Origin of the sequence: Streptomyces spectabilis (genome assembly GCF_008704795.1) — a bacterium.
GTDB lineage: Bacteria > Actinomycetota > Actinomycetes > Streptomycetales > Streptomycetaceae > Streptomyces > Streptomyces spectabilis.
In genome coordinates this window covers 1,421,320-1,439,343 of sequence record NZ_CP023690.1, presented here as the reverse complement: position 1 = coordinate 1,439,343, position 18,024 = coordinate 1,421,320, and the positions used below count along the sequence as shown (strand labels likewise).

Below are 18,024 nucleotides of genomic sequence, written 5' to 3'. Positions count from 1 at the left end.
CCTGCCTCACTGAAGTTGCACACATCCGCCCTGCGGCGGACTGAGAAATCCGAGGAACACCATGTCTCTGCTCGACCCTGCCCTGTGGTCCGGAAAGATCAACATCGACGGCTGGCGGGAGGCCTCCGGCGGTAAGACGGCCGTCGTCAACCCCTCCACCGGCGACACCCTGGAACACATCGGATCCGCCGACGCCAGCGACATCGCCCACGCCGCCTCCCGCGCCGCCGAGGTCCAGCGCGCTTGGGCCGCCACCGCGCACACCGAGCGCGCCGCCATACTGCGGCGGGCCGGTGACCTGTTCGCCCAGGCCGCGCCTGAGATCCAGGACTGGCTGATCCGCGAGAGCGGCAGCACACGCGCCAGAGCCGTCTTCGAGACGGACCAGGCCGTACAGGAGTGCTACGAGGCGGCCGTGCTGTGCTCGCACCCGATCGGCCAGGTCATGCCCTCGGCCGAGCCGCGGCTGAGCATGACCCGCCGGATGCCCGCCGGAGTCGTCGGTGTCATCTCGCCGTTCAACGTGCCGCTGATCCTGGCGATCCGGTCCGTCGCCCCGGCCCTGGCGCTCGGCAACACCGTCGTCCTCAAGCCGGACCCGCGCACCGCGGTGAGCGGCGGCGTCACCATCATGCGGATCTTCGAGGAGGCGGGCCTGCCGCAGGGCGTGCTCACCATGCTTCCCGGCAGCGGTGCGGCCGGTGCCGCGCTGGTCGACGACCCGCACGTGCGCGTCATCTCCTTCACCGGATCCACCGGAGCGGGCCGCAAGGTCGGCGAGGCGGCGGCCCGCGGCGTCAAGCGCGCCCACCTCGAACTGGGCGGCAACAACCCGATGATCGTGCTCCCCGACGCCGACCTGGACCGCGCGGTTTCCACGGTCGCCTGGGGTTCCTTCTTCAACCAGGGCCAGGTCTGCATGGCCACCGGCCGCATCCTCGTCCACGCCGACATCGCCGAGGAGTTCACCGCGCGCCTGGCCGCCAAGGCCGAGCAGCTCACCGTCGGCGACCCCGCCGCCGGTGACGTCGACCTCGGCCCCCTCATCAACGCCCACCAGCGCGACACCATCCACGCCCAGGTCACCGCCAGCATCGCCGCCGGCGCCCGGCTGCTGGCCGGCGGCACCTACGACCACCTCTTCTACCGCCCCACCGTCCTCGTCGACGTGCCCGATGACGCGCCCGCCTACGCGGAGGAGGTCTTCGGCCCCGTCGTGCCCGTGCGGACGTTCACCACCCTGGACGAGGCTGCGCGGCTGGCGGCCGACGACGCCTACGGCCTCTCGCTGGCCATCCTCACCCGTGACGTCATGACCGGCCTGGAGCTGGCCGAGCGCATCCCCAGCGGCCTGGTGCACATCAACGACCAGACCATCAACGACGACGCCCTCATCCCCTTCGGCGGCGTCGGCTGGTCGGGCACCGGCGCCCGCTTCGGCGGTGAGGCCAACATCGACGCCTTCACCGAGACCCGCTGGATCACCGTCCGCGCCTCCCAGCCGGTCTACCCGATGTGACACAGCCCTCGTCGGCCTGAGCGCGTGCGCCCGCTGCCCTGCGGGCGCACGCCTCCGGCCGCGCATCCGGTGGTCCGGCGCCCGCCCCCTGGTGCCGGACCGGCCCACCCGTTCTCCAGCCCGCCCCTGCATCCCCTGAAGGGCTCTCCGTGACGTCCGACCTGACCTTCCTCGCGCTCTCCGGCAGCCTGCGCAGTTCCTCCCACAACACCGGCCTGCTGCGCGCCGTGCAGAACCTCGCCCCCCACGGCGTGGCCATCGACCTCTACCAGGGGCTGGGGCGGCTTCCCTTCTTCAACGAGGACCTCGAGGAGGGGCCCGAACCCGCCGCCGTCGCCGACCTGCGCCGCCGCGTGAGGGAAGCTGACGGCGTCATCATCGCCACCCCCGAGTACAACTCCGCCATCCCCGGCGTGCTGATGAACGCCCTCGACTGGCTCTCGCGCCCCACCGGCCAGCACGCCCTGCGCCACAAGCCCGTGGCCGTCCTGGGCGCCTCACCGTCGCAGTTCGGCACCGCCCGCGGCCAGCTCGTCCTGCGCCAGATCCTGCACCGCATCCAGGCCCCCGTCGTAGCCCACCCGGAGGTCACCGTCTTCCAGTCCCACCGGCGCTTCGACGCCGACGGCACCTTCAGCGGTGACGACATCACCGAGAGCCTGCTGCGCGCGCTGCTGGCCGAACTGGTCACCCTGACCGACCTCCACGCCCCGGCCGATGCCATCTGACACCACCCCGACACCGATTCGCCCCCACCCTGGCCGAAGAAGCCACCGGGCAGGCTGTGGTGAACGAACCCAGAGCGCCCTCATCCCCGGGACCTCCGGGCACGCCGCCGTCGGCGCGCCCGGAGAGGGCGAGCCCGCCCCGACGCGTACGCGCTCCGCATGCGCTGCCTCACCTGCAGCAAGGACTGCCACACCGTGGCCCGGATCTCCAACGCCCTGACCGCACACGGCATCACCATGCTGCGCCCGGACTTCACCGGCCTTGGCCGGCTGGCGGTGGCTTCGCCCACAGCATGTCCCCCTCGACGTCGAGGGGGACCACCCGCTCACTGGGCGGCGGGACAGCGCGTTCGTCTCGGCTGCTGGCCGAGTGGGTCAGTCGGGCACCACCCACCCCCTCGCTCGAACTCGGGAGACCCCGCATGCCCGCACCTCACACCCCCGCCCAGCAGCAGAGCACCTCAGCGCAAGACCCAGCAGAGGCCGGGCTCGTCGTGGTCAGCGAGAACGGGTTCGGCCCCTACGGCCAGCAGGTGAGAGCCGGTCACCATCGCCTGGCCGTCGACGAACCGGAGCCGCTGGGCACGGACAGCGGTCCGGGCCCCTACGACCTGCTGCTGGCCTCCCTGGGCGCCTGCGTCTCCATGTTCATTCGTGCATACGCCGCCCGCAAGGGCTGGTCCCTGGAGAAGGTCACCGTCTCGCTGCGACACCGGCGCGTCCGCGCGGGCGACAGCGGGAACCGCACGGTCTCCCAGATCACCCAGGAGATCCGTCTCGACGGGCCACTCGACGCCGGCCAGCGCCGACGGCTGATGAAGACTGCCGAGAACTGCCCGGTGCACCGCACCCTCACCGAGGGCGCGCTCATCAACACCACTCCGAACCCGGCACACCCGTGAGAAGGCCGCTGCGGTGTCCACCCGCACTGAACACCCGAGCCGCGCTGACGGTCCAGGCACCGCGCGGAAGTTCGTCGCCGACACGTGGATGTCGGCGGCCAGCACCCACATGTGCGGCCTAGGCCTCGCACGCGAGCCCGGAGCGGGCGCGGGACCCGCACCACCACAGCAAGGATCAAGGAATTCAGCATGGCAGAACTTCGCATACTCATCGTCGGTGCCGGGATCGCGGGCCTGTCCCTGGCCCGGGCCCTGGAAGCCCGGGGCATGAGCGCCGACGTGGTGGAGCGTGACGGCGAACTGCGCTCCGCGGGAGCCGGGCTGTATCTACCTGCCAACGCGGTGCGCGTGCTGAACCGGCTGGGCCTGGGTGAACAGCTCGCCGGGCGGGCACGCCCAGTGACGCGGCAGCGGATGCTCGACCACCGCGGCCGCATCCTGGCGCAGATCCCCCTGTCCAGGATCTGGGGCGAGGTCGGCGACTGCCGTGCGATCAGCCGCAGTGAACTGCACGCCCTGCTGTGTTCCTCGCTCGTCGCCACGCCGATACGGCTCGCCACCGCCGTGACCGGCATCAGCACCGAGGGCACCGTCACCTTCGCAGGCGGAGAACAGCAGACGTACGATCTCGTCGTCGGCGCCGACGGGGTCAACTCCGCCGTGCGCCGCACCGTGTTCTCCCTTGCTGCGCCGCGCTTCTTGGGGCAGGTCTGCTGGAGGTTCATCGCCGAGCAGACGTCGGGCAACGCCGGGAGCACCGATTGGACCGTGCGATTGGGCAGCAGGGGCCGTACCTTCTTGACCGTCCCCCTGACCCATGACCTGGTCTACTGCTACGCCGACATCAACAGCGCATATCCCGTGCCACCGGCCGGTGACTGGCGGACCCTCTTCGCTGACTTCGCCGGTCCGGTCCGCTCCTTGCTGGAACAAGCGGAAGGCGCGTACTTCGCACCGCTTACCGAGATCGTCGACGTCACGGACTGGGTACGTCCGCACGTGGTGCTTATCGGTGATGCGGCGCACGCCTGCTCACCCAGCATGGCCCAGGGCGGAGCGATGGCCCTCGAGGACGCCCTCGTGCTGGCGGACCTGCTCAGCACGGCGAGCCCCGAGTCCCTCAGCACGGCTCTGGCCGCCTACCAAGCACGGCGCAGGGACCGCATCGAGTGGGTCATCGAACAGAACCACCGCCGCGACAGGACCCGCAACTTGCCCTCGCCCGTGCGCAACCTCACCCTCCGCTTCGGCGCGGAACGCCTTGTGCGAGCCAACCACGCTCCTCTGCACGGCGCGCCATAGCACTGCCGCGGGGTGGCGTCAGGCCGGGAGGGGTGATCACCCGTGGCCAGGTCCGCCACCAGCCGGGCGCGGCTCCGCCAGGACGTTCGTACGCAGGGCGGGCCACAGGAGAGCGACGATGCGGTCGGCCAGGTCGTGCGGCGTGTGCCGGCCGGTACGCAGGTAGCCGCCGAAGTAACTGCCGTGGCAGAGGGTGACGGCGGCGTCGAGGTCGGCGTCGGCACGGACGGCTCCGGTGCCCTGCAGGCGGCGCAGGGTGCGCAGGAACTCCTCGCAGCGCGGCTTGCTGCCCTGCTCGCGGACCAGGGCGAACAAGTCCGGCTCGCGTTCGGCCTCGGCCATGAAGGTGCCGTGCAGTGCCATGGCACACGGGTCGACGTCACACGGATCGAGGCGGCGTACGGCTTCGGCGAACGCCTCCAGCGGGGTCATCGTGTCGAGGTCCAGCGGCAGGCGGCTCTCGTGCCGGCGGCTCAGGCCGTAGTGGAGCGTATCGACGGTGAGTTCGTACTTGCCCGGCCAGCGGCGGTAGAGCGTGGGACGGCTGACCCCGGCGTCGGCGGCGATGCCGCCGAGCGTCATCCGCGCGTAGCCATCGGCGGCGAGCCGGTGGCGGGCAGCGGCGAGAATCGCCTCCTCGACGGCCGGGTCGCGGGGCCTGCCGCCGCGATGCGGGATCTGCGGCTGCCCGGAGGCGGAGGCGACCGTGCGCTGTCCGTCCCGGCCGGAATGCTGTCGCCTGCGGCCGCCCGCCGTCTCGTTCCTGCGGCTCCTCAAGATTCTCTCCTTGTCGTCAGCCCTGGCTCTCACCGGTCCGAGCAAGTTTAGTTACATGGCTTGACTGTAACGTAAGTCGTGCAGCAGGATCTTCCACATCGGACGGCACGCAGGGCCCGCGAAGGCCCTCCCTGTGTCAAGTCCCCGCCGCAGGGCGGGATGTGTCTCCTGATTGGTTCGCTACGCGGCGCCTCGCCGCCCTGTCAACGAAGGAACGTCATGAACACCTTTAAGCGCACCCGTGCCGCCGCAGTCGCCGCCGCCGCGGCGGCCGTCATCACCGCCGCCGTGCCCGTGGTGCACGCGGACGCCGGCCCCGCCAAGTCGGCATCGACGCAGGCCAAGCCGACGGTGGTGCTGGTCCACGGCGCGTTCGCCGATGCCTCCGGCTGGGAGCAGACCGCATCCCAGCTGCGCCACCAGGGGTTCCCCGTCCAGGCGGTGTCCAACCCGCTGCGCGGTCTGCACTACGACAGCGCCTACCTCACGGGCCTGCTCAAGGCCGTCAAGGGACCGAAGATCCTGGTCGGCCACTCCTACGCCGGTGCTGTCATCACCAACGCCGCCACCAAGATCCCTGACGTCAAGGCCCTCGTCTACGTCGCCGCGTTCGCCCCCGACAAGGGCGAGGCCCTCGGTGGCCTCCTGGAGCAGCACCACGACCCGGCGGTGCCCGCGCTGCCGCAGCAGACCTTCCAGTACACCCGGCCCGACGGCAGCACCGGCACCGACGTCACCCTGGACCCGAAGAAGTTCACCGCCGCGTTCGCCGCCGACGTCCCGGCCCGCACCGCCCGGTTCATGGCCGCAGCCCAGCGCCCCATCGCGGCGGAGGCATTCGGCGAGCCCGCCAAGAACGCCGCGTGGAAGACCATCCCCTCCTGGGCCCTGGTCGCCAAGCAGGACAAGGCCATCGCGCCGAGCCTGGAACGCTTCATGGCCAAGCGCGCGGGCGCCCGCACCACCGAGGTCAACAGCTCCCACGCCGTGATGGTCAGCCACCCCGGCACCGTCACCGAGATCATCAAGCGCGCCTACCGCGCCACCCGCTGACACGCCCTGCCACGGGCCAGCACCGGGCGGACCACGCCTGTCCGGTGGGCAACCACCGGCCCACCGGGCAGGGCTCCCACCTCGTACTCCCGGGCCTCACGCGACCTGAAAGACACCCCGTCATGCACGACCTTCGCTTCCTCGCCCTGTCCGGAAGCCTGCGCCGCCACTCCCACAACACCGGCCGGGCCCACCCCGAAGTCACCGTCTTCCCATCCCACCGCCGCTTCGACGACACCGGCACCTTCACCGGCGACGAGATCACTGAAGGTCTCCTCCACGACCTCACCCAACAGCACCAGCGGGCCGCCCTCGCTGCCTGAGCAGCACTCGCTGCCCGGCACCCGCCAGGGCAGCCGACCAGGAAAGGAAGAACGCGGTGACCGCGGCCAGCACACCTCTCACCTTCACCGGCGCGCACGGCGACCCGCTCGCGGCGCGCCTGGAACTCCCACCGGACCGGCCCCGCGCGTACGCGGTGTTCGCACACTGCTTCGCCTGCGGCAAGGACAGCCACGCCGCCAGCCGGATCTCCAAAGCACTGACCTCGTACGGAATCGCGGTGCTCCGCTTCGACTTCACCGGGCTGGGACAGTCCGGCGGTGACTTCGCCGACACCACCTTCAGCTCCAACATGGAGGACCTCGTGCGCGCCGCCGACCACCTGCGCGAGCACCACCGCGCGCCGACCGTCCTGATCGGCCACTCCCTCGGCGGCACCGCCGCGCTCGCCGCCGCCCACCGCGTTCCCGAGGTGCAAGCGGTGGCGACGATCGGAGCCCCCGCCGCCCCTGTGCACGTCACCCGCCTCTTCGGCGACTACCGCACCCAGCTCGCCGAGCGCGGCCGGGCCGAGGCACACCTGTCCGGTCGCACGGTCCGCGTCAGCAGCGACTTCGTCGAAGACCTCCTCCAACAGCCGCAGGACCAGCGCGTCCGATCCCTCGACGCAGCCCTGCTCGTCATGCACTCCCCGTCCGACCAAGTCGTCGCCGTCGACAACGCACGGCAGATCTTCGACACCGCCCGCCACCCCAAGTCCTACATCGCCCTCCCGGACGCGGACCACCTGCTCACAGACCGCGCCGACGCCGACTACGCCGCCGCGGTCCTTGCCGCCTGGGCCCACCGCTACACCGATACTCCCGCCGCTGTGGCTCGCCCCTGACACCGCGCCGTGCACATCACCACACGACAGACCACCCCTCGACACGAAAGGGCGTCACACCCATGACCACACCCCGGGCAGGCGCTGCCCCCACGGGCCGGGCGGAGTGCTCTTCGCCCCCGGAAGCCCTGCGTGGCTCCTGCCGGCCCATCACCGAGGTCGGCGAGCCGGTCCTGCACCGGCGCTGTGCCAACGTCGAAGAGTCCGCTGAGCGTCGCACGACGGTCCTGGCCGAACGCGAAGCGCGGGCGCGCTCCCTGCGCACCTGACATGCCTGCCGCTGCGGCGCAGCCGCCGACATACGCGGCAAAGGCAAAGACCCCTTCCAGTCCACAGACCGTCTCGCGTTGAAGAGGAAATCATGGCCCCAAACCACAGCACCACCGCCGAACAGCACCTCACACACCCGGACTCCGCCACGACACGCGACGACGGCCTGGTGATCGTGGCCGAGAGCGGCGTCGGCCCCTACGGGCAGCGCATCACCACCGGGCGCCATGTGCTGGTCGCCGACGAACCCGAGCCGGCCGGTGCCGACAGCGGCCCCGACCCCTACCGCCTCCTGCTCTCCGCGCTGGGCGCCTGCACGTCGATGACGGTACGCATGTACGCCGAGCGCAAGAGCTGGCCGCTGGAACATGTCACCGTGTCCCTGCGCCATGAGCGCGTCCCGGTCGCCGACCGCACCGAAGGCGGGCCTGGCGACCACATCACCCGGGAGATCAGGCTCACAGGAGACCTCAGCCCCGAACAGCGCCAGCGGCTCATCGACATCGCCGAGAAGTGCCCCGTCCACCGCACACTGACCTCCCCGACCCACATCACCACCACATCTGCGCCAGAGCACCGCCACGACGAGCCTCACCCCTGACCGCGCTGCAAAGCCCTCCTTCTGCACGAACCATCACGCTCCGGCGCAGGAGCCCTTCGCCACAGCCACCGGCGTGGGCGCGTCCAACGCCTCCGCGAGGCGGTCGTGGCGCCTGGCACAAGGCATGGCGGCGCCTCCTTCGGGAGCTAGTGACTCGTCACGACGCCCTCAGGAGGCATGCTCACTGCCAAGTGCCGAGCAGCTGACGCCTACAGATCGACGTCGGCGGACTGCGGTGCCGCGTATCGGCATGGCCGCCCCACCCAGCAGTGAGTGCCTGGCGCACGTGCCGCCGGGCCGTAAGCCTGATTTAGCAACGCCGCAGTAGCCCCTGAGCTGCGCTTTAGTAGCGGCCCAAGCGCTGGCGCACAGCCGACGCTGGACGCTACCGGCTACCTGATGTGGGAGGTGGACTGGGAAAACGCTCCGGCATCCTTTGATGGAGCTGGTGCTTCGCCAAGCTGCCGGGGGTTCGGCCCCGTACGGGGAGCGACTTCGGTCGGCCCGGCCGGTCGTGCCGCGGGTGGGCGTCAGCCGCCGGTCACGCGCACGTAGTCGACGGTCAGTTTCTGCGGGAAGACGGTGCTGCCGTTCGGGTCGCCCGGCCAGTAGCCGCCGACGGCGAGGTTGAGGATGAGGAAGAACGGCTTGTTGAACGCCCACTGCTTGCCGCCGAGGTCGGCCGGGGTGCGGGTCTGGTAGACCCGCCCGTCGACGGACCAGGTGACCTTGTTCGGCGACCAGTCCACGGCGAAGGTGTGGAACTTGTCCGCGAACGCCTCGCCGCCGGGCAGCGTGTACGCCGCTCCGATGCCGCCGGAGCCGGAGTAGCCGGGGCCGTGCAGCGTGCCGTGGACCGTGCCGGGCTCGAAGCCGACGTTCTCCATGATGTCGATCTCACCGCAGTTCGGCCAGCCCACACTGCCGATGTCGGTGCCGAGCATCCAGAACGCGGGCCACATGCCCTGGCCCCTGGGCACCTTCATCCGGGCCTCGACGTGCCCGTACGCCTGCGTGAACCTGCCCGCGGTGTTCAGCCGCGCGGAGGTGTACTCGCAACGGCCGTACCAGCACTGGTAGTTGGCTGGGTTCTCCTTGCGCGCGGTGATGACCAGGTTGCCCTGGCCGTCGAGGGCGGCGTTCTTGTTGCCGGAGGTGTAGTACTGCCGCTCGTGGTTGTTGACGTTGTCGCCGGTCTCCAGCTGCCACTTGCCGCCGTCGACCGCCGCGCCCGCGGGCCCGTCGAAGTCGTCGGAGAACGCGAGGGCGGCGGGACGCGGCGCGGGCGGGGCCGATGCCGCGGCGGGGGCCACGGCGAGGGCGCAGCAGGCCGCGGCGAGCGCGCCGAGCGCCGCGCCGCGTCGGTGGAGGGGGAGGCGGTGGGGGCGGCCGTGGGGGAGACGGCGAGGGAGCGCGGGGGGAAGCACTGTCATCACATCGCTTCGCGTGGGGGAGTGCGCATGACAATCAAGCGTCGGGAAGTGAACGCTGAGAGCGCTCACAGCCCTGCGGTGCCTCTACTTGGTTTAAGGCAAGCGGAATAGGGCCGTCAAGCAGTCGGTCAGCAGTCGGTGCGGACCAACTGCCTTACGCCCGCGGCACCCTGGCGACGGGCCGGGCCCTCGGCCCGTCGCCTGAGGCGTGCGCTACTCGTCGACCGCCGTACCGAACGCGGCCCCGCTGACGGGCACTCCCAGCGTCTTCACGCCGAACGTCCAGGACCCGGCGGCGGTGACGCCGCCCCTGGTGCCCGGGAGGAACCACGCGACCCCGTCACCGGCGTTCTCGCCCGGCGCCGACGCGATCAGGTCGAAGCGGCCGTCGCGGTTCGGGTCCGCGAGCCGCACCTGGGCGCCCCACCGGTCGCCCTTCTCGGCGAACCCGGGGACGCCGTCGGTGTTCTGCGTCCAGGAGGCGACGCCACGCGCGGTCAGGCCGCCCCGCGTGCCGCGCAGCACCCACACCGCGCCCGCGTCCCGGACCGCCCCGACGTCCTCGCCGGGCGCGCCGATCGCGACGTCCGCGTAGCCGTCGCGGTTCGTGTCGTCCACCGACAGGTCGGCGCCCCAGCGGTCGCCCTTCTCCACGATTCCGGGGACGCCCGCGGTGCCCTGGGTCCACCACTTCACCGTCGGCGAGGGGCCGTTCGCGCTGCCGTAGCGGACGCCGACGAGCCCGCCGGTCAGCGTCTCGCCGCCGTCGTCGGGGGAGTCGGGCTCGCCGGTCACCAGGTCGTCGAAGCCGTCGCCGTCGATGTCTCCGGTGGCGGCGACGGGCCCGCCGCGCAGCTCGCGCTCCTTGGTGAGGCCCTCGGCGTGGCCGGAGTAGTACGTCGACCAGCCGTGCCCGGGTTCGCCGCCCGCCGTCACACCGGAGACCACGAGGTCGGCGAAGCCGTTGTCGTCGTAGTCCCCGGTGGTCAGCGACTTGGGCAGCACGACGCGGCGCGCGGCGGCGCGCGCCCCGGCGGCTCCGGTCAGGCGCTGGGACGACTGCCGCAGGAACGGCCGGTCTGCGGGTATGTGCGGCTGGTCGCCGTAGGTGTAGGTGTCCAGCTCGTCGCGGTCGGTGATCGCGAGGACGTCGCCCTCGGTCGCGCCGCTGAACCGGGCGGCGGCGACCCCGGTGCCGAACCGCTCGCCCGCGCGCGGCTCCTCGGCCTCGATCCAGTCGCTGAGGCCCGGCCTGAGGCCCTGCTTGGTGCCCCAGAAGATCGTCACGCGGCCCGCGTCGCGCTGCCCGTCGACGTCCTCGCCGGGTGCGGCGATCACGGCGTCGTCGTAGCCGTCGGAGTTCAGATCGCCGCTGGCGACGGTGGTGCCGAAGCCGTCGCCCGCCTCGGGCGTGCCGTCGCCGCCGGTGGAGGCCTCGCTGAGGCGGGCCACGCGGGTGGTGCCGATGCCCCGCGACGAGCCGTACTGCACGGTGACGAGCCCGGCGCCCTCGTGCCCTTCGACGGTCGCGCCGGGCGCGCCGACCAGCAGGTCCTCGTGGCCGTCGCCGTTGTAGTCGCTGTTGCGGTCGTTGGCGTGCGTGCTGCCCGGCGTGCCCGCGAGCGCGGCGGGGGCGGCGGCCACACCCGCGCCGGTGAGCAGCAGGAAGGAGGCCGCGGTGAGCGCGGCCGAACGGTTCTTGCGCAAGAAAGGCTCCCGTTGAGGAAAGGTGGGGAAGGACGGCGCGGGGAGGGTCCGGAAAGGCCCGTTCCGTGCCTCCGGCGCCCTGTTCGACCAAGGATGGGGTACCAGGGTTGTACGGGGCACGCGTTTCGCCCGCGCGTCGTGGGCCGGTCCCGCGGGGTCAACTCACGGCCGGGGTTACCCGATTGGGGTCGCGGGTAGGGTGCGTCGCGAGATCCGTCGGCAGGTACGGGAGGCGCGCGCATGAATTCCGGTCCGCACGGCACTGGTGGTCTGCCGCCCGCCTTCCTCGCGCCCGGGACCTCGTCCTTCGTGGACTTCCTCGCGGCGCACGCGCCCGACGCGCTGCCCGCCCACCGCGCCCTGCCCGCCCCGCACGACGGCTTCGAGGCGCCGCACGGCACCACCATCGTCGCGGCCACGTACGCGGACGGCGTCCTGGTCGCGGGCGACCGCCGCGTCACGGCGGGCAACGTCATCGCGCACCGCGAGTACGACAAGGTCTTCCCCGCCGACGGGTACTCCGCGATAGCCATCGCGGGCACGGCGGGCATCGCCGTCGAACTCGTCAAGCTCTTCCAGCTCGAACTGGAGCACCACGAGAAGATCGAGGGCACCGCCCTGTCCCTGCCCGGCAAGGCGAACCGCCTCACCACGCTGGTCCGCGGCAATCTCGGCATGGCGCTGCGGGGTCTGGCCGTCGTCCCGCTGTTCGCCGGGTACGACCTGGACAAGGGCGTGGGCCGCGTCTTCTCGTACGACGTCACGGGCGGGCGCAACGAGGAGCGGGAGACCGCCGCCACCGGCTCGGGCTCGGTCTACGCCCGCGGCTCGCTGAAGAAGCTCTACCGCCCGGGCATGTCCGAGGCCGACATCGTCCTGGCCGCCGTGCAGGCGCTGTACGACGCCGCGGACGACGACTCGGCCACGGGCGGGCCCGACCTCACCCGCCGTCTGTTCCCGCGCGTGTGCCTGGTCACCGAGGACGGCTACCGGCAGCTGGCGCAGGACGAGGTGGCCGAGGTGGCCCGGTCCGTGGTGGACGGGCGCCTGGAGGCGCCGAACGGCCCGCGCGCGCCCGTGCTCTGAGCCGCCGCCGATACGGGGCGCCGCGGGGGTCACCGGGCCCCGGTCAGATGGGCGAGGACCCGCTCCGCGCCGTCGGGGCCGAAGGCGTCGTCGACGGCCCCGGCCGCTCCTTCGGCGGCTTCGGCGGACCGCGGCAGGAGGACCTTCTCGTAGGCGGCGACCGCCTGTTCGACGGTGGTGCGGTCGATGAGGGCCCGGGCCAGGTCCGCGCCGTCGAGCATGGCGAGGTTGGCGCCCACGCCGGAGAACGGCGCCATGAGGTGGGCGGCGTCTCCCAGGAGCGTGAGGCCGGGCGTCGGCTTCCAGATGTGGGGGACGGGCAGCGCGTACAGAGGCCGGTTGACGTAGCCCGTGTCGGTGTCGGTGATGAAGCCGAGCAGCCGGTCGCTCCAGCCGGTGAATTGGCTCAGGAGGGCGGCGCGCACGGCGGCGGTGTCGGCGAGGTCGACGCCCGCCCGCCGATGCCAGTCCTCGTCGGCGCGCAGGGCCACGTACACGCGGATGTGTCCGCCGCTGTTGCGCTGGGCGACGAAGCCCCGCCGGTCGTGGAGGGCCATCATGGTGCCCGCGCCGGTGAGGGCGGCGAGGCGCGGGTGGCGGGTGTCGACGTCGTCGAAGCCGGTCTCGACGAAGGTGACTCCGGTGTAGCGGGGCAGCGCGCCCGTCAGGAGCGGGCGGACCTTCGACCAGGCGCCGTCGGCGCCGATGACGAGGTCGGCGTCGGTGCTCGTGCCGTCGGCGAAGCGCAGCCGGTGGACGCCGTCGCCGACAGGCTCGACGCGGGTGAGCCGGTGGCCCCAGCGCACGGTGCCGGGTGCGAGGGAGCCGAGGAGCAGGCCGCGCAGTCGCCCGCGGTCGATCTCGGGGGTGCCCTCGGAGGTGTCGGCCTCGGGCGGGGTGCCGTCGAACACGATCCGGCCGTCGGCGCCGACCACGCGCATCTGCTGCCCCTCGGGCCGGGCCAGGGCGAGGAAGTCGGCGAGCAGGCCGGCGGCGCGCAGGGCGGCTTGGCCCGTGCCGGGGTGCATGTCCAGGGTGCCGCCCTGGTCCCGGGCTGCGGGAGAGGCGTCGAGGTCGTGGACCGTGACGGGGATGCCGTGCCGCTGGAGGACGCGGGCGCAGATCAGCCCGCCGGGCCCGGCTCCGACGATCGCGATGCGGGGGACGGTGGCGTTCATGGAGGTGCCTTCTCTCAAGGTGTGGAGCGCGCGGTGCGGATCGCGGGGTGAGGAGCGCGCGGTGCGGTGAGGAGCGCGCGGCCACAAAAACACACTCATACAGAAAGTGCAACGACACAACTTTTTGCCTCAGTGGTGTTTCTGTAAGATGCAGACATGACTGCCACCGCCGGGCGCCGCGAGCGCAAGAAGGCCGCCACCCGCCGCGCCCTCGCCGACACGGCCCTGGCCCTGTTCCTCGACCGCGGCTACGACGACGTCACCATCCGCGACATCGCGGACGCCGTGGACGTGTCGACCACCACGCTGCTCAAGTACTTCCCCACCAAGGAAGCGCTCGTCTTCGACGAGGACACCGAGCAGGAGGCCGGGCTCGTCGCCGCCGTCCGCGACCGGCCGGAAGGGCAGGGCGTCCCCGAGGCGCTGTGCGCGTACGTCAAGCGGGTACGGATCGACGCCGGTGGCGGGGACGCGCGGTTCGCCGCCTTCCTGCGTCTGGTCAACGACACTCCGGCCCTGAGCGCGTACGGGCACCGCATGTGGATGCGCCACCAGGACGCCCTCGCCCGCGCCGTCGCCGAGTCCACCGGCGCCCGGCCCGACGACTACCGGTGCGCCGCCTTCGCCCACTTCGCCCTGGAGGCATCGGCGTTCGCCCTGCGCGCTGACGATCCCGAGCGCGCGCTGGACGCCGCCTTCGCGCTCCTCGGGGACGGCTGGGGTCCCAGCTAGTGCGCGCGGGTCAACGGGCCCGGCCGCGGCCGATGAGTTCTTGAGGGCTGGGGAGTCTCACCCGTGTCGACGACACTGGAGGGACCCATGGGTCAGCTGTTGAGAGTGCAGAACTTCAACGTCTCGCGGGACGGATTCGGCGCGGGGGAGGACCAGAGCCTGGAGCGGCCCTTCGGCCACGCCGACCCCGGGGCCATGTTCGCCTGGGCCGGTGCCACGGCAAGCTGGCCGATGCGCACGGACCCCGGCGGGAGCCGCGGCCTTGACGACTACTTCACGCGGGACTACGCGCGGGGCATCGGCGCCGAGATCATGGGCCGCAACAAGTTCGGTCCCCAGCGCGGCCCCTGGGAGAACCTCGACTGGCGCGGCTGGTGGGGCGACGAACCCCCGTTCCGTACGCCGGTGTTCGTCATGACGCACCACCCGCGCCCTTCGTTCACCCTCTCCGACACCACGTTCCACTTCGTGGACGACGATCCGGCCGCCGTCCTGGAGCGGGCGAAGGAGGCGGCGGGGGGCAAGGACGTGCGGCTCGGCGGCGGGGCCGCCACCATCCGGGAGTTCCTCGACGCGGGCCTCGTCGACACTCTGCACGTGGCGGTCTCACAGGTGGAGCTGGGGTGCGGGTCCCGGCTCTGGAAGTCGCCCGACGAACTGCTCGACCGGTACCACCTCGACGTCGTGCCGAGCCCGAGCGGGGTGACGCACCACTTGTTCTGGCGGAGGTGACCCGGAGGCGGCCGGGGCCGCTCCGGGCGCGGGCGGCCGGAGGGCCGGCGGGGCGGCGGGGTGGCGTGCCGGCTCAGCCGGTCGCCGCCTCGATCACCTCGTCCAGGATGTCGCGGGACCGCACCAGATCGCCGATCATGCGGTTGATGCGGTCCCGCTCCTCGCTGAGCTGGGCCACCAGGAACGGGGTCGCCGTCTCGGAAGGCCCCCCGTCCGTGTCCCGGATGCAGGGCAGCAGATGCACGATCTTCGAGCTGCACAGGCCCGCGGCGAACAGCTCCTGGATGCGGATGACCCGGTCGACCGCGCTGTCGGCGTACTCGCGGTGGCCGCCGGGCGTGCGCTCGGCCGCCAGCAGCCCCTGCTTCTCGTAGTAGCGCAGGGAGCGTTCGCTCACCCCGGTGCGCCGGGACAGTTCGCCGATCCGCATCGTCCACCTCGCTCGCCGTCACAGGTCCGCGGCCGCGCGGGAACCTGACATGGATGACAGTTTCCACCCTACCGCCGGCGCGGCACCTTTGGCGTGGGCGGCGACCCCGCCCGGCTGCTCGTCGGCATCGTCGCGGTGGCCGGACCCGGCCGGGCCGGACTCAGTCGTCGACGTACTGTGCGGCGAACTCACCCGCCGGGGCGATGGGGGTGATGACGTCGATCAGGACGCCGTTCGGGTCGGCCACGATGAAGTGGCGCTGACCGAAGTCCTCGCTGCGGAGGGCGAGTTCGGGGCGCAGGCCGCCGCGGACGACGAGCCGCTCCCACTCCGCGTCCACGTCCTCCACCTCGAAGTTGAGGAGCAGGCCCCGCGCGGGGGCGCGAAAGCCCTCCGGGATCGTCGAGTGGGTGTGGTCGAGCAGGGCCAGCTCGTAGGGGGAGTCGCCCGGGCGCCGCAGGCTCACGTACCAGTCGGCCTCGAAAGCCGTCTCGAATCCGAGGAGTCGGGTGTAGAAGGCGTGGGACTCCCGCAGTCGCGCGGTGCCGATCGCGGGGTAGAAGCCGGTCAGTTTCATCTGGACCCCCTAGTTCGCATACCATCGGTATGCGAACGAACCTATTCGCGTACCATCGGTATGTCAATGCGAGGGAGGGCTGATGGCGGAGCAGGGCATCCGGGCCCGGCAGCGGGAGCACACGCGCGGGCGGCTCGTGGCGGAAGGGCGGCGGCTCTTCGCCGCCCGTGGATACGCGGCCGTGGGCCTCGCGGAGATCGTCCGCTCCGCGGAGGTCACCAAGGGCGCGCTGTACCACCACTTCACGGACAAGGCCGATCTCTTCCGCGCGGTCCTGGAGGAGGTGCAGCAGGAGGTGGGCCGCCGCGTCGCCGACGCGGCCGACGCGCACGGCGACCCCTGGGCGCGGCTCACGGCCGGCTGCCGGGCGTTCCTCGCCGCGACCGCCGCGCCCGAGGTCCAGCGCGTCATGCTCGTCGACGGGCCCGCGGTGCTCGGCTGGAGCGCGTGGCGGGCCATGGACGAAGCCGCCTCCGTCCGGCACCTCGACGACGCGCTCGCCGACCTCGTCGACAGCGGAGTGCTGAGTCCTCAGCCCGTCGCCCCGCTGTCCCACCTGCTGTCGGGCGCGATGAACGAGGCGGCTCTGTGGCTGGCCTCCTCGACGGACCCGGAGGACCTGGCCCGCACCCAGGCCGCCCTGGAGCGGCTGCTCGACGGGTTGCGCACCGGCTGAGGCGCGGCGCGGGCGCGGCCCCGGGCGGGCTCTAGGGCAGGAACCCTTCCGGCAGCTCGTCGTGCGGGTCGAGGACGAAGCGGTGCTCCCCGGTGCGGAAGGACCGGCCGGTGGTCTCCGTGACCGTACCCGGGCCCGTGGCGGGGAGCGCGCGGCCGGTGAAGACCGTGCCCGCGATCGACTCGTGGCGCAGCACCTCGTCCGGGGCGAGCAGCCCGTCGGCGGCGAGCAGGGCGAGCCGGGCCGACGTGCCCGAGCCGCACGGGGAGCGGTCGAACTGCCCGTCGGCGAAGACGGTGACGTTGCGCTGGACGGGCCCCTCGGGGCGGCGCGGCAGCTCTTCGTGGAAGACGACGCCGTAGACGCCCGACAGATGGGGGCGCGCGGGGTCGAGGCTGCCGGGGTGGCCGGCGAGGGCGGACCGGATCTCCTGCCCCGCGGCGACGAGGCGGGGCAGCGTCGCGCGGTCCACGGTGAGCCCGAGCGCGGCGGCGGGCACGGAGGCGTAGCACGCCCCGGCGTGGACGAGGGCGGCGTCGACGGGGCCCGCCCCGGTGCTGACGCGCACGCCGCGCGCGGTGACGCGGGCGGGCACGTTCCGGAAGGTGACGCCCGTCGTGCGGCCGCCCGCCCGGTGCACGGTGGCGGCGACGCGCCCGGACGGCACGTCGACGCGGACCTGGACGGAGCCGTCGGCGGGCGCGGCCACGATCCCCTCGTCGACGGCCCAGGCGCCGAGCGCCATCGTGCCGTGGCCGCAGGCCGTCGAGTACCCGTCCTTGTGCCAGAACAGGGCGCCGAAGTGGGCGCCTTCGTCGTCGGCGGGGATCACGAAACAGCCGTACATGCCGGAGTGGCCCCGGGGCTCGCGGACCAGCAGCCGGCGGACGTCGTCGAGCGGCCCGCGGCGCGGCGCGGTGGGAGCGCCGCCCGCGCCGACGGCGGTGGCGAAGCGCTCGGCGACGGTGTCGCCGGGGATCGGCGGCAGCCCCTCGCGCACGATGCGGAAGGGCTCGCCTGCGGTGTGGTAGTCGATGGTGCGCACGTCGGTCACGGGTGAACTCCGGGCGGCAGCAAGGGCGTCGGACGGTCCGGGCCCGGGGGAGGCTACCCGGCTCCGGCGGCGGGCCGAACGCGTGGCGGGCGGACCGAC

20 protein-coding genes are annotated in these 18,024 nt (G+C 72.5%); 13 read left to right on the top strand and 7 right to left on the bottom strand.

What is annotated here, in order from left to right; all coding sequences use genetic code 11:
• Nucleotides 1-61: 61 nt before the first annotated feature.
• The 4 genes from CP982_RS05625 (at nucleotide 62) to CP982_RS05610 (ending at nucleotide 4,451) form a co-directional block, all read left to right on the top strand.
• On the top strand, nucleotides 62-1,519 hold the full coding sequence (locus tag CP982_RS05625) for a benzaldehyde dehydrogenase (protein ID WP_150509465.1): 1,458 nt from the start codon (nucleotides 62-64) through the stop codon (nucleotides 1,517-1,519).
• 149 nt (nucleotides 1,520-1,668) lie between these two features.
• Nucleotides 1,669-2,247: an NADPH-dependent FMN reductase gene (locus CP982_RS05620; RefSeq protein ID WP_229878860.1), complete on the top strand. Its 579-nt coding sequence runs from the start codon at nucleotides 1,669-1,671 to the stop codon at nucleotides 2,245-2,247.
• 422 nt (nucleotides 2,248-2,669) lie between these two features.
• Nucleotides 2,670-3,149, top strand: coding sequence for an OsmC family protein (locus CP982_RS05615; RefSeq protein ID WP_150509464.1), 480 nt, complete (start codon nucleotides 2,670-2,672; stop codon nucleotides 3,147-3,149).
• 189 nt (nucleotides 3,150-3,338) lie between these two features.
• The gene (locus CP982_RS05610; protein ID WP_150509463.1) at nucleotides 3,339-4,451 is read left to right on the top strand and encodes an FAD-dependent monooxygenase; all 1,113 of its coding nucleotides are present in this window, start codon (nucleotides 3,339-3,341) and stop codon (nucleotides 4,449-4,451) included.
• Between the two features lie 36 nt (nucleotides 4,452-4,487).
• On the opposite strand, the gene CP982_RS05605 is transcribed toward CP982_RS05610, so the two are convergent.
• Nucleotides 4,488-5,228 (bottom strand): TetR/AcrR family transcriptional regulator, encoded by a 741-nt coding sequence (locus CP982_RS05605; RefSeq protein WP_150509462.1) that lies wholly within the window; start codon nucleotides 5,226-5,228, stop codon nucleotides 4,488-4,490.
• A gap of 219 nt (nucleotides 5,229-5,447) precedes the next feature.
• Between CP982_RS05605 and CP982_RS05600 the strand changes: the two genes are divergently transcribed.
• The 5 genes from CP982_RS05600 to CP982_RS05580 all read left to right on the top strand — a co-directional run bounded on the left by CP982_RS05600 (nucleotide 5,448) and on the right by CP982_RS05580 (nucleotide 8,320).
• Complete coding sequence (locus tag CP982_RS05600) at nucleotides 5,448-6,281, top strand: alpha/beta fold hydrolase (protein ID WP_150509461.1); 834 nt, start codon at nucleotides 5,448-5,450, stop codon at nucleotides 6,279-6,281.
• Between the two features lie 122 nt (nucleotides 6,282-6,403).
• Complete coding sequence (locus tag CP982_RS05595) at nucleotides 6,404-6,604, top strand: hypothetical protein (protein ID WP_150509460.1); 201 nt, start codon at nucleotides 6,404-6,406, stop codon at nucleotides 6,602-6,604.
• Nucleotides 6,605-6,660: 56 nt separating this feature from the next.
• A complete protein-coding gene (locus tag CP982_RS05590; RefSeq protein ID WP_150509459.1) occupies nucleotides 6,661-7,449 on the top strand; it encodes an alpha/beta hydrolase family protein in 789 nt (262 codons plus the stop codon).
• Nucleotides 7,450-7,511: 62 nt separating this feature from the next.
• A complete protein-coding gene (locus CP982_RS05585) occupies nucleotides 7,512-7,718 on the top strand; it encodes a hypothetical protein (RefSeq protein WP_150509458.1) in 207 nt (68 codons plus the stop codon).
• 92 nt (nucleotides 7,719-7,810) lie between these two features.
• A complete protein-coding gene (locus CP982_RS05580; RefSeq protein WP_150509457.1) occupies nucleotides 7,811-8,320 on the top strand; it encodes an OsmC family protein in 510 nt (169 codons plus the stop codon).
• Between the two features lie 530 nt (nucleotides 8,321-8,850).
• Here CP982_RS05580 and CP982_RS05575 read toward each other — a convergent pair.
• Both CP982_RS05575 and CP982_RS05570 read right to left on the bottom strand, forming a co-directional pair.
• Nucleotides 8,851-9,753 carry a glycoside hydrolase family 16 protein gene (locus CP982_RS05575; protein WP_150509456.1) on the bottom strand — a complete coding sequence of 301 codons (903 nt, stop codon included), beginning with the start codon at nucleotides 9,751-9,753 and terminating at the stop codon, nucleotides 8,851-8,853.
• Nucleotides 9,754-9,966: 213 nt separating this feature from the next.
• On the bottom strand, nucleotides 9,967-11,460 hold the full coding sequence (locus CP982_RS05570; protein ID WP_150509455.1) for an FG-GAP repeat protein: 1,494 nt from the start codon (nucleotides 11,458-11,460) through the stop codon (nucleotides 9,967-9,969).
• 240 nt (nucleotides 11,461-11,700) lie between these two features.
• On the opposite strand from CP982_RS05570, the gene prcB reads away from it, so the two are divergent.
• On the top strand, nucleotides 11,701-12,546 hold the full coding sequence (gene prcB, locus CP982_RS05565) for a proteasome subunit beta (RefSeq protein ID WP_150509454.1): 846 nt from the start codon (nucleotides 11,701-11,703) through the stop codon (nucleotides 12,544-12,546).
• Between the two features lie 29 nt (nucleotides 12,547-12,575).
• On the opposite strand, the gene CP982_RS05560 is transcribed toward prcB, so the two are convergent.
• Entirely contained in the window at nucleotides 12,576-13,724 is a 1,149-nt protein-coding gene (locus tag CP982_RS05560; protein ID WP_150509453.1) for an FAD-dependent oxidoreductase, read from the bottom strand.
• Nucleotides 13,725-13,880: 156 nt separating this feature from the next.
• On the opposite strand from CP982_RS05560, the gene CP982_RS05555 reads away from it, so the two are divergent.
• Complete coding sequence (locus CP982_RS05555) at nucleotides 13,881-14,456, top strand: TetR/AcrR family transcriptional regulator (RefSeq protein ID WP_150509452.1); 576 nt, start codon at nucleotides 13,881-13,883, stop codon at nucleotides 14,454-14,456.
• An 87-nt stretch (nucleotides 14,457-14,543) separates the two neighbouring features.
• A complete protein-coding gene (locus CP982_RS05550) occupies nucleotides 14,544-15,188 on the top strand; it encodes a dihydrofolate reductase family protein (RefSeq protein ID WP_150515333.1) in 645 nt (214 codons plus the stop codon).
• Nucleotides 15,189-15,261: 73 nt separating this feature from the next.
• Here the strand turns inward: CP982_RS05550 and CP982_RS05545 are convergent, their stop codons facing one another.
• Both CP982_RS05545 and CP982_RS05540 read right to left on the bottom strand, forming a co-directional pair.
• Nucleotides 15,262-15,618 carry a MerR family transcriptional regulator gene (locus tag CP982_RS05545; RefSeq protein ID WP_150509451.1) on the bottom strand — a complete coding sequence of 119 codons (357 nt, stop codon included), beginning with the start codon at nucleotides 15,616-15,618 and terminating at the stop codon, nucleotides 15,262-15,264.
• A gap of 160 nt (nucleotides 15,619-15,778) precedes the next feature.
• Complete coding sequence (locus CP982_RS05540) at nucleotides 15,779-16,195, bottom strand: VOC family protein (protein ID WP_150509450.1); 417 nt, start codon at nucleotides 16,193-16,195, stop codon at nucleotides 15,779-15,781.
• A gap of 82 nt (nucleotides 16,196-16,277) precedes the next feature.
• Here CP982_RS05540 and CP982_RS05535 point away from each other — a divergent pair, with 82 nt between their 5' ends.
• Nucleotides 16,278-16,871 (top strand): TetR/AcrR family transcriptional regulator, encoded by a 594-nt coding sequence (locus CP982_RS05535; protein WP_212669180.1) that lies wholly within the window; start codon nucleotides 16,278-16,280, stop codon nucleotides 16,869-16,871.
• Nucleotides 16,872-16,902: 31 nt separating this feature from the next.
• On the opposite strand, the gene CP982_RS05530 is transcribed toward CP982_RS05535, so the two are convergent.
• Complete coding sequence (locus CP982_RS05530) at nucleotides 16,903-17,925, bottom strand: proline racemase family protein (RefSeq protein ID WP_150509448.1); 1,023 nt, start codon at nucleotides 17,923-17,925, stop codon at nucleotides 16,903-16,905.
• Nucleotides 17,926-18,024 lie beyond the last annotated feature (99 nt).

Coding starts and splice junctions, on each gene's coding strand:
- CP982_RS05615 (WP_150509464.1), top strand. CDS start 2,670: ATGCCCGCACCTCACACCCCCGCCCAGCAGCAGAGCACCTCAGCGCAA.
- CP982_RS05535 (WP_212669180.1), top strand. CDS start 16,278: ATGGCGGAGCAGGGCATCCGGGCCCGGCAGCGGGAGCACACGCGCGGG.
- CP982_RS05585 (WP_150509458.1), top strand. CDS start 7,512: ATGACCACACCCCGGGCAGGCGCTGCCCCCACGGGCCGGGCGGAGTGC.
- CP982_RS05575 (WP_150509456.1), bottom strand. CDS start 9,753: ATGACAGTGCTTCCCCCCGCGCTCCCTCGCCGTCTCCCCCACGGCCGC.
- CP982_RS05540 (WP_150509450.1), bottom strand. CDS start 16,195: ATGAAACTGACCGGCTTCTACCCCGCGATCGGCACCGCGCGACTGCGG.
- CP982_RS05595 (WP_150509460.1), top strand. CDS start 6,404: ATGCACGACCTTCGCTTCCTCGCCCTGTCCGGAAGCCTGCGCCGCCAC.
- CP982_RS05600 (WP_150509461.1), top strand. CDS start 5,448: ATGAACACCTTTAAGCGCACCCGTGCCGCCGCAGTCGCCGCCGCCGCG.
- CP982_RS05580 (WP_150509457.1), top strand. CDS start 7,811: ATGGCCCCAAACCACAGCACCACCGCCGAACAGCACCTCACACACCCG.
- CP982_RS05550 (WP_150515333.1), top strand. CDS start 14,544: ATGGGTCAGCTGTTGAGAGTGCAGAACTTCAACGTCTCGCGGGACGGA.
- CP982_RS05560 (WP_150509453.1), bottom strand. CDS start 13,724: ATGAACGCCACCGTCCCCCGCATCGCGATCGTCGGAGCCGGGCCCGGC.
- prcB (WP_150509454.1), top strand. CDS start 11,701: ATGAATTCCGGTCCGCACGGCACTGGTGGTCTGCCGCCCGCCTTCCTC.
- CP982_RS05625 (WP_150509465.1), top strand. CDS start 62: ATGTCTCTGCTCGACCCTGCCCTGTGGTCCGGAAAGATCAACATCGAC.
- CP982_RS05545 (WP_150509451.1), bottom strand. CDS start 15,618: ATGCGGATCGGCGAACTGTCCCGGCGCACCGGGGTGAGCGAACGCTCC.
- CP982_RS05555 (WP_150509452.1), top strand. CDS start 13,881: ATGACTGCCACCGCCGGGCGCCGCGAGCGCAAGAAGGCCGCCACCCGC.
- CP982_RS05610 (WP_150509463.1), top strand. CDS start 3,339: ATGGCAGAACTTCGCATACTCATCGTCGGTGCCGGGATCGCGGGCCTG.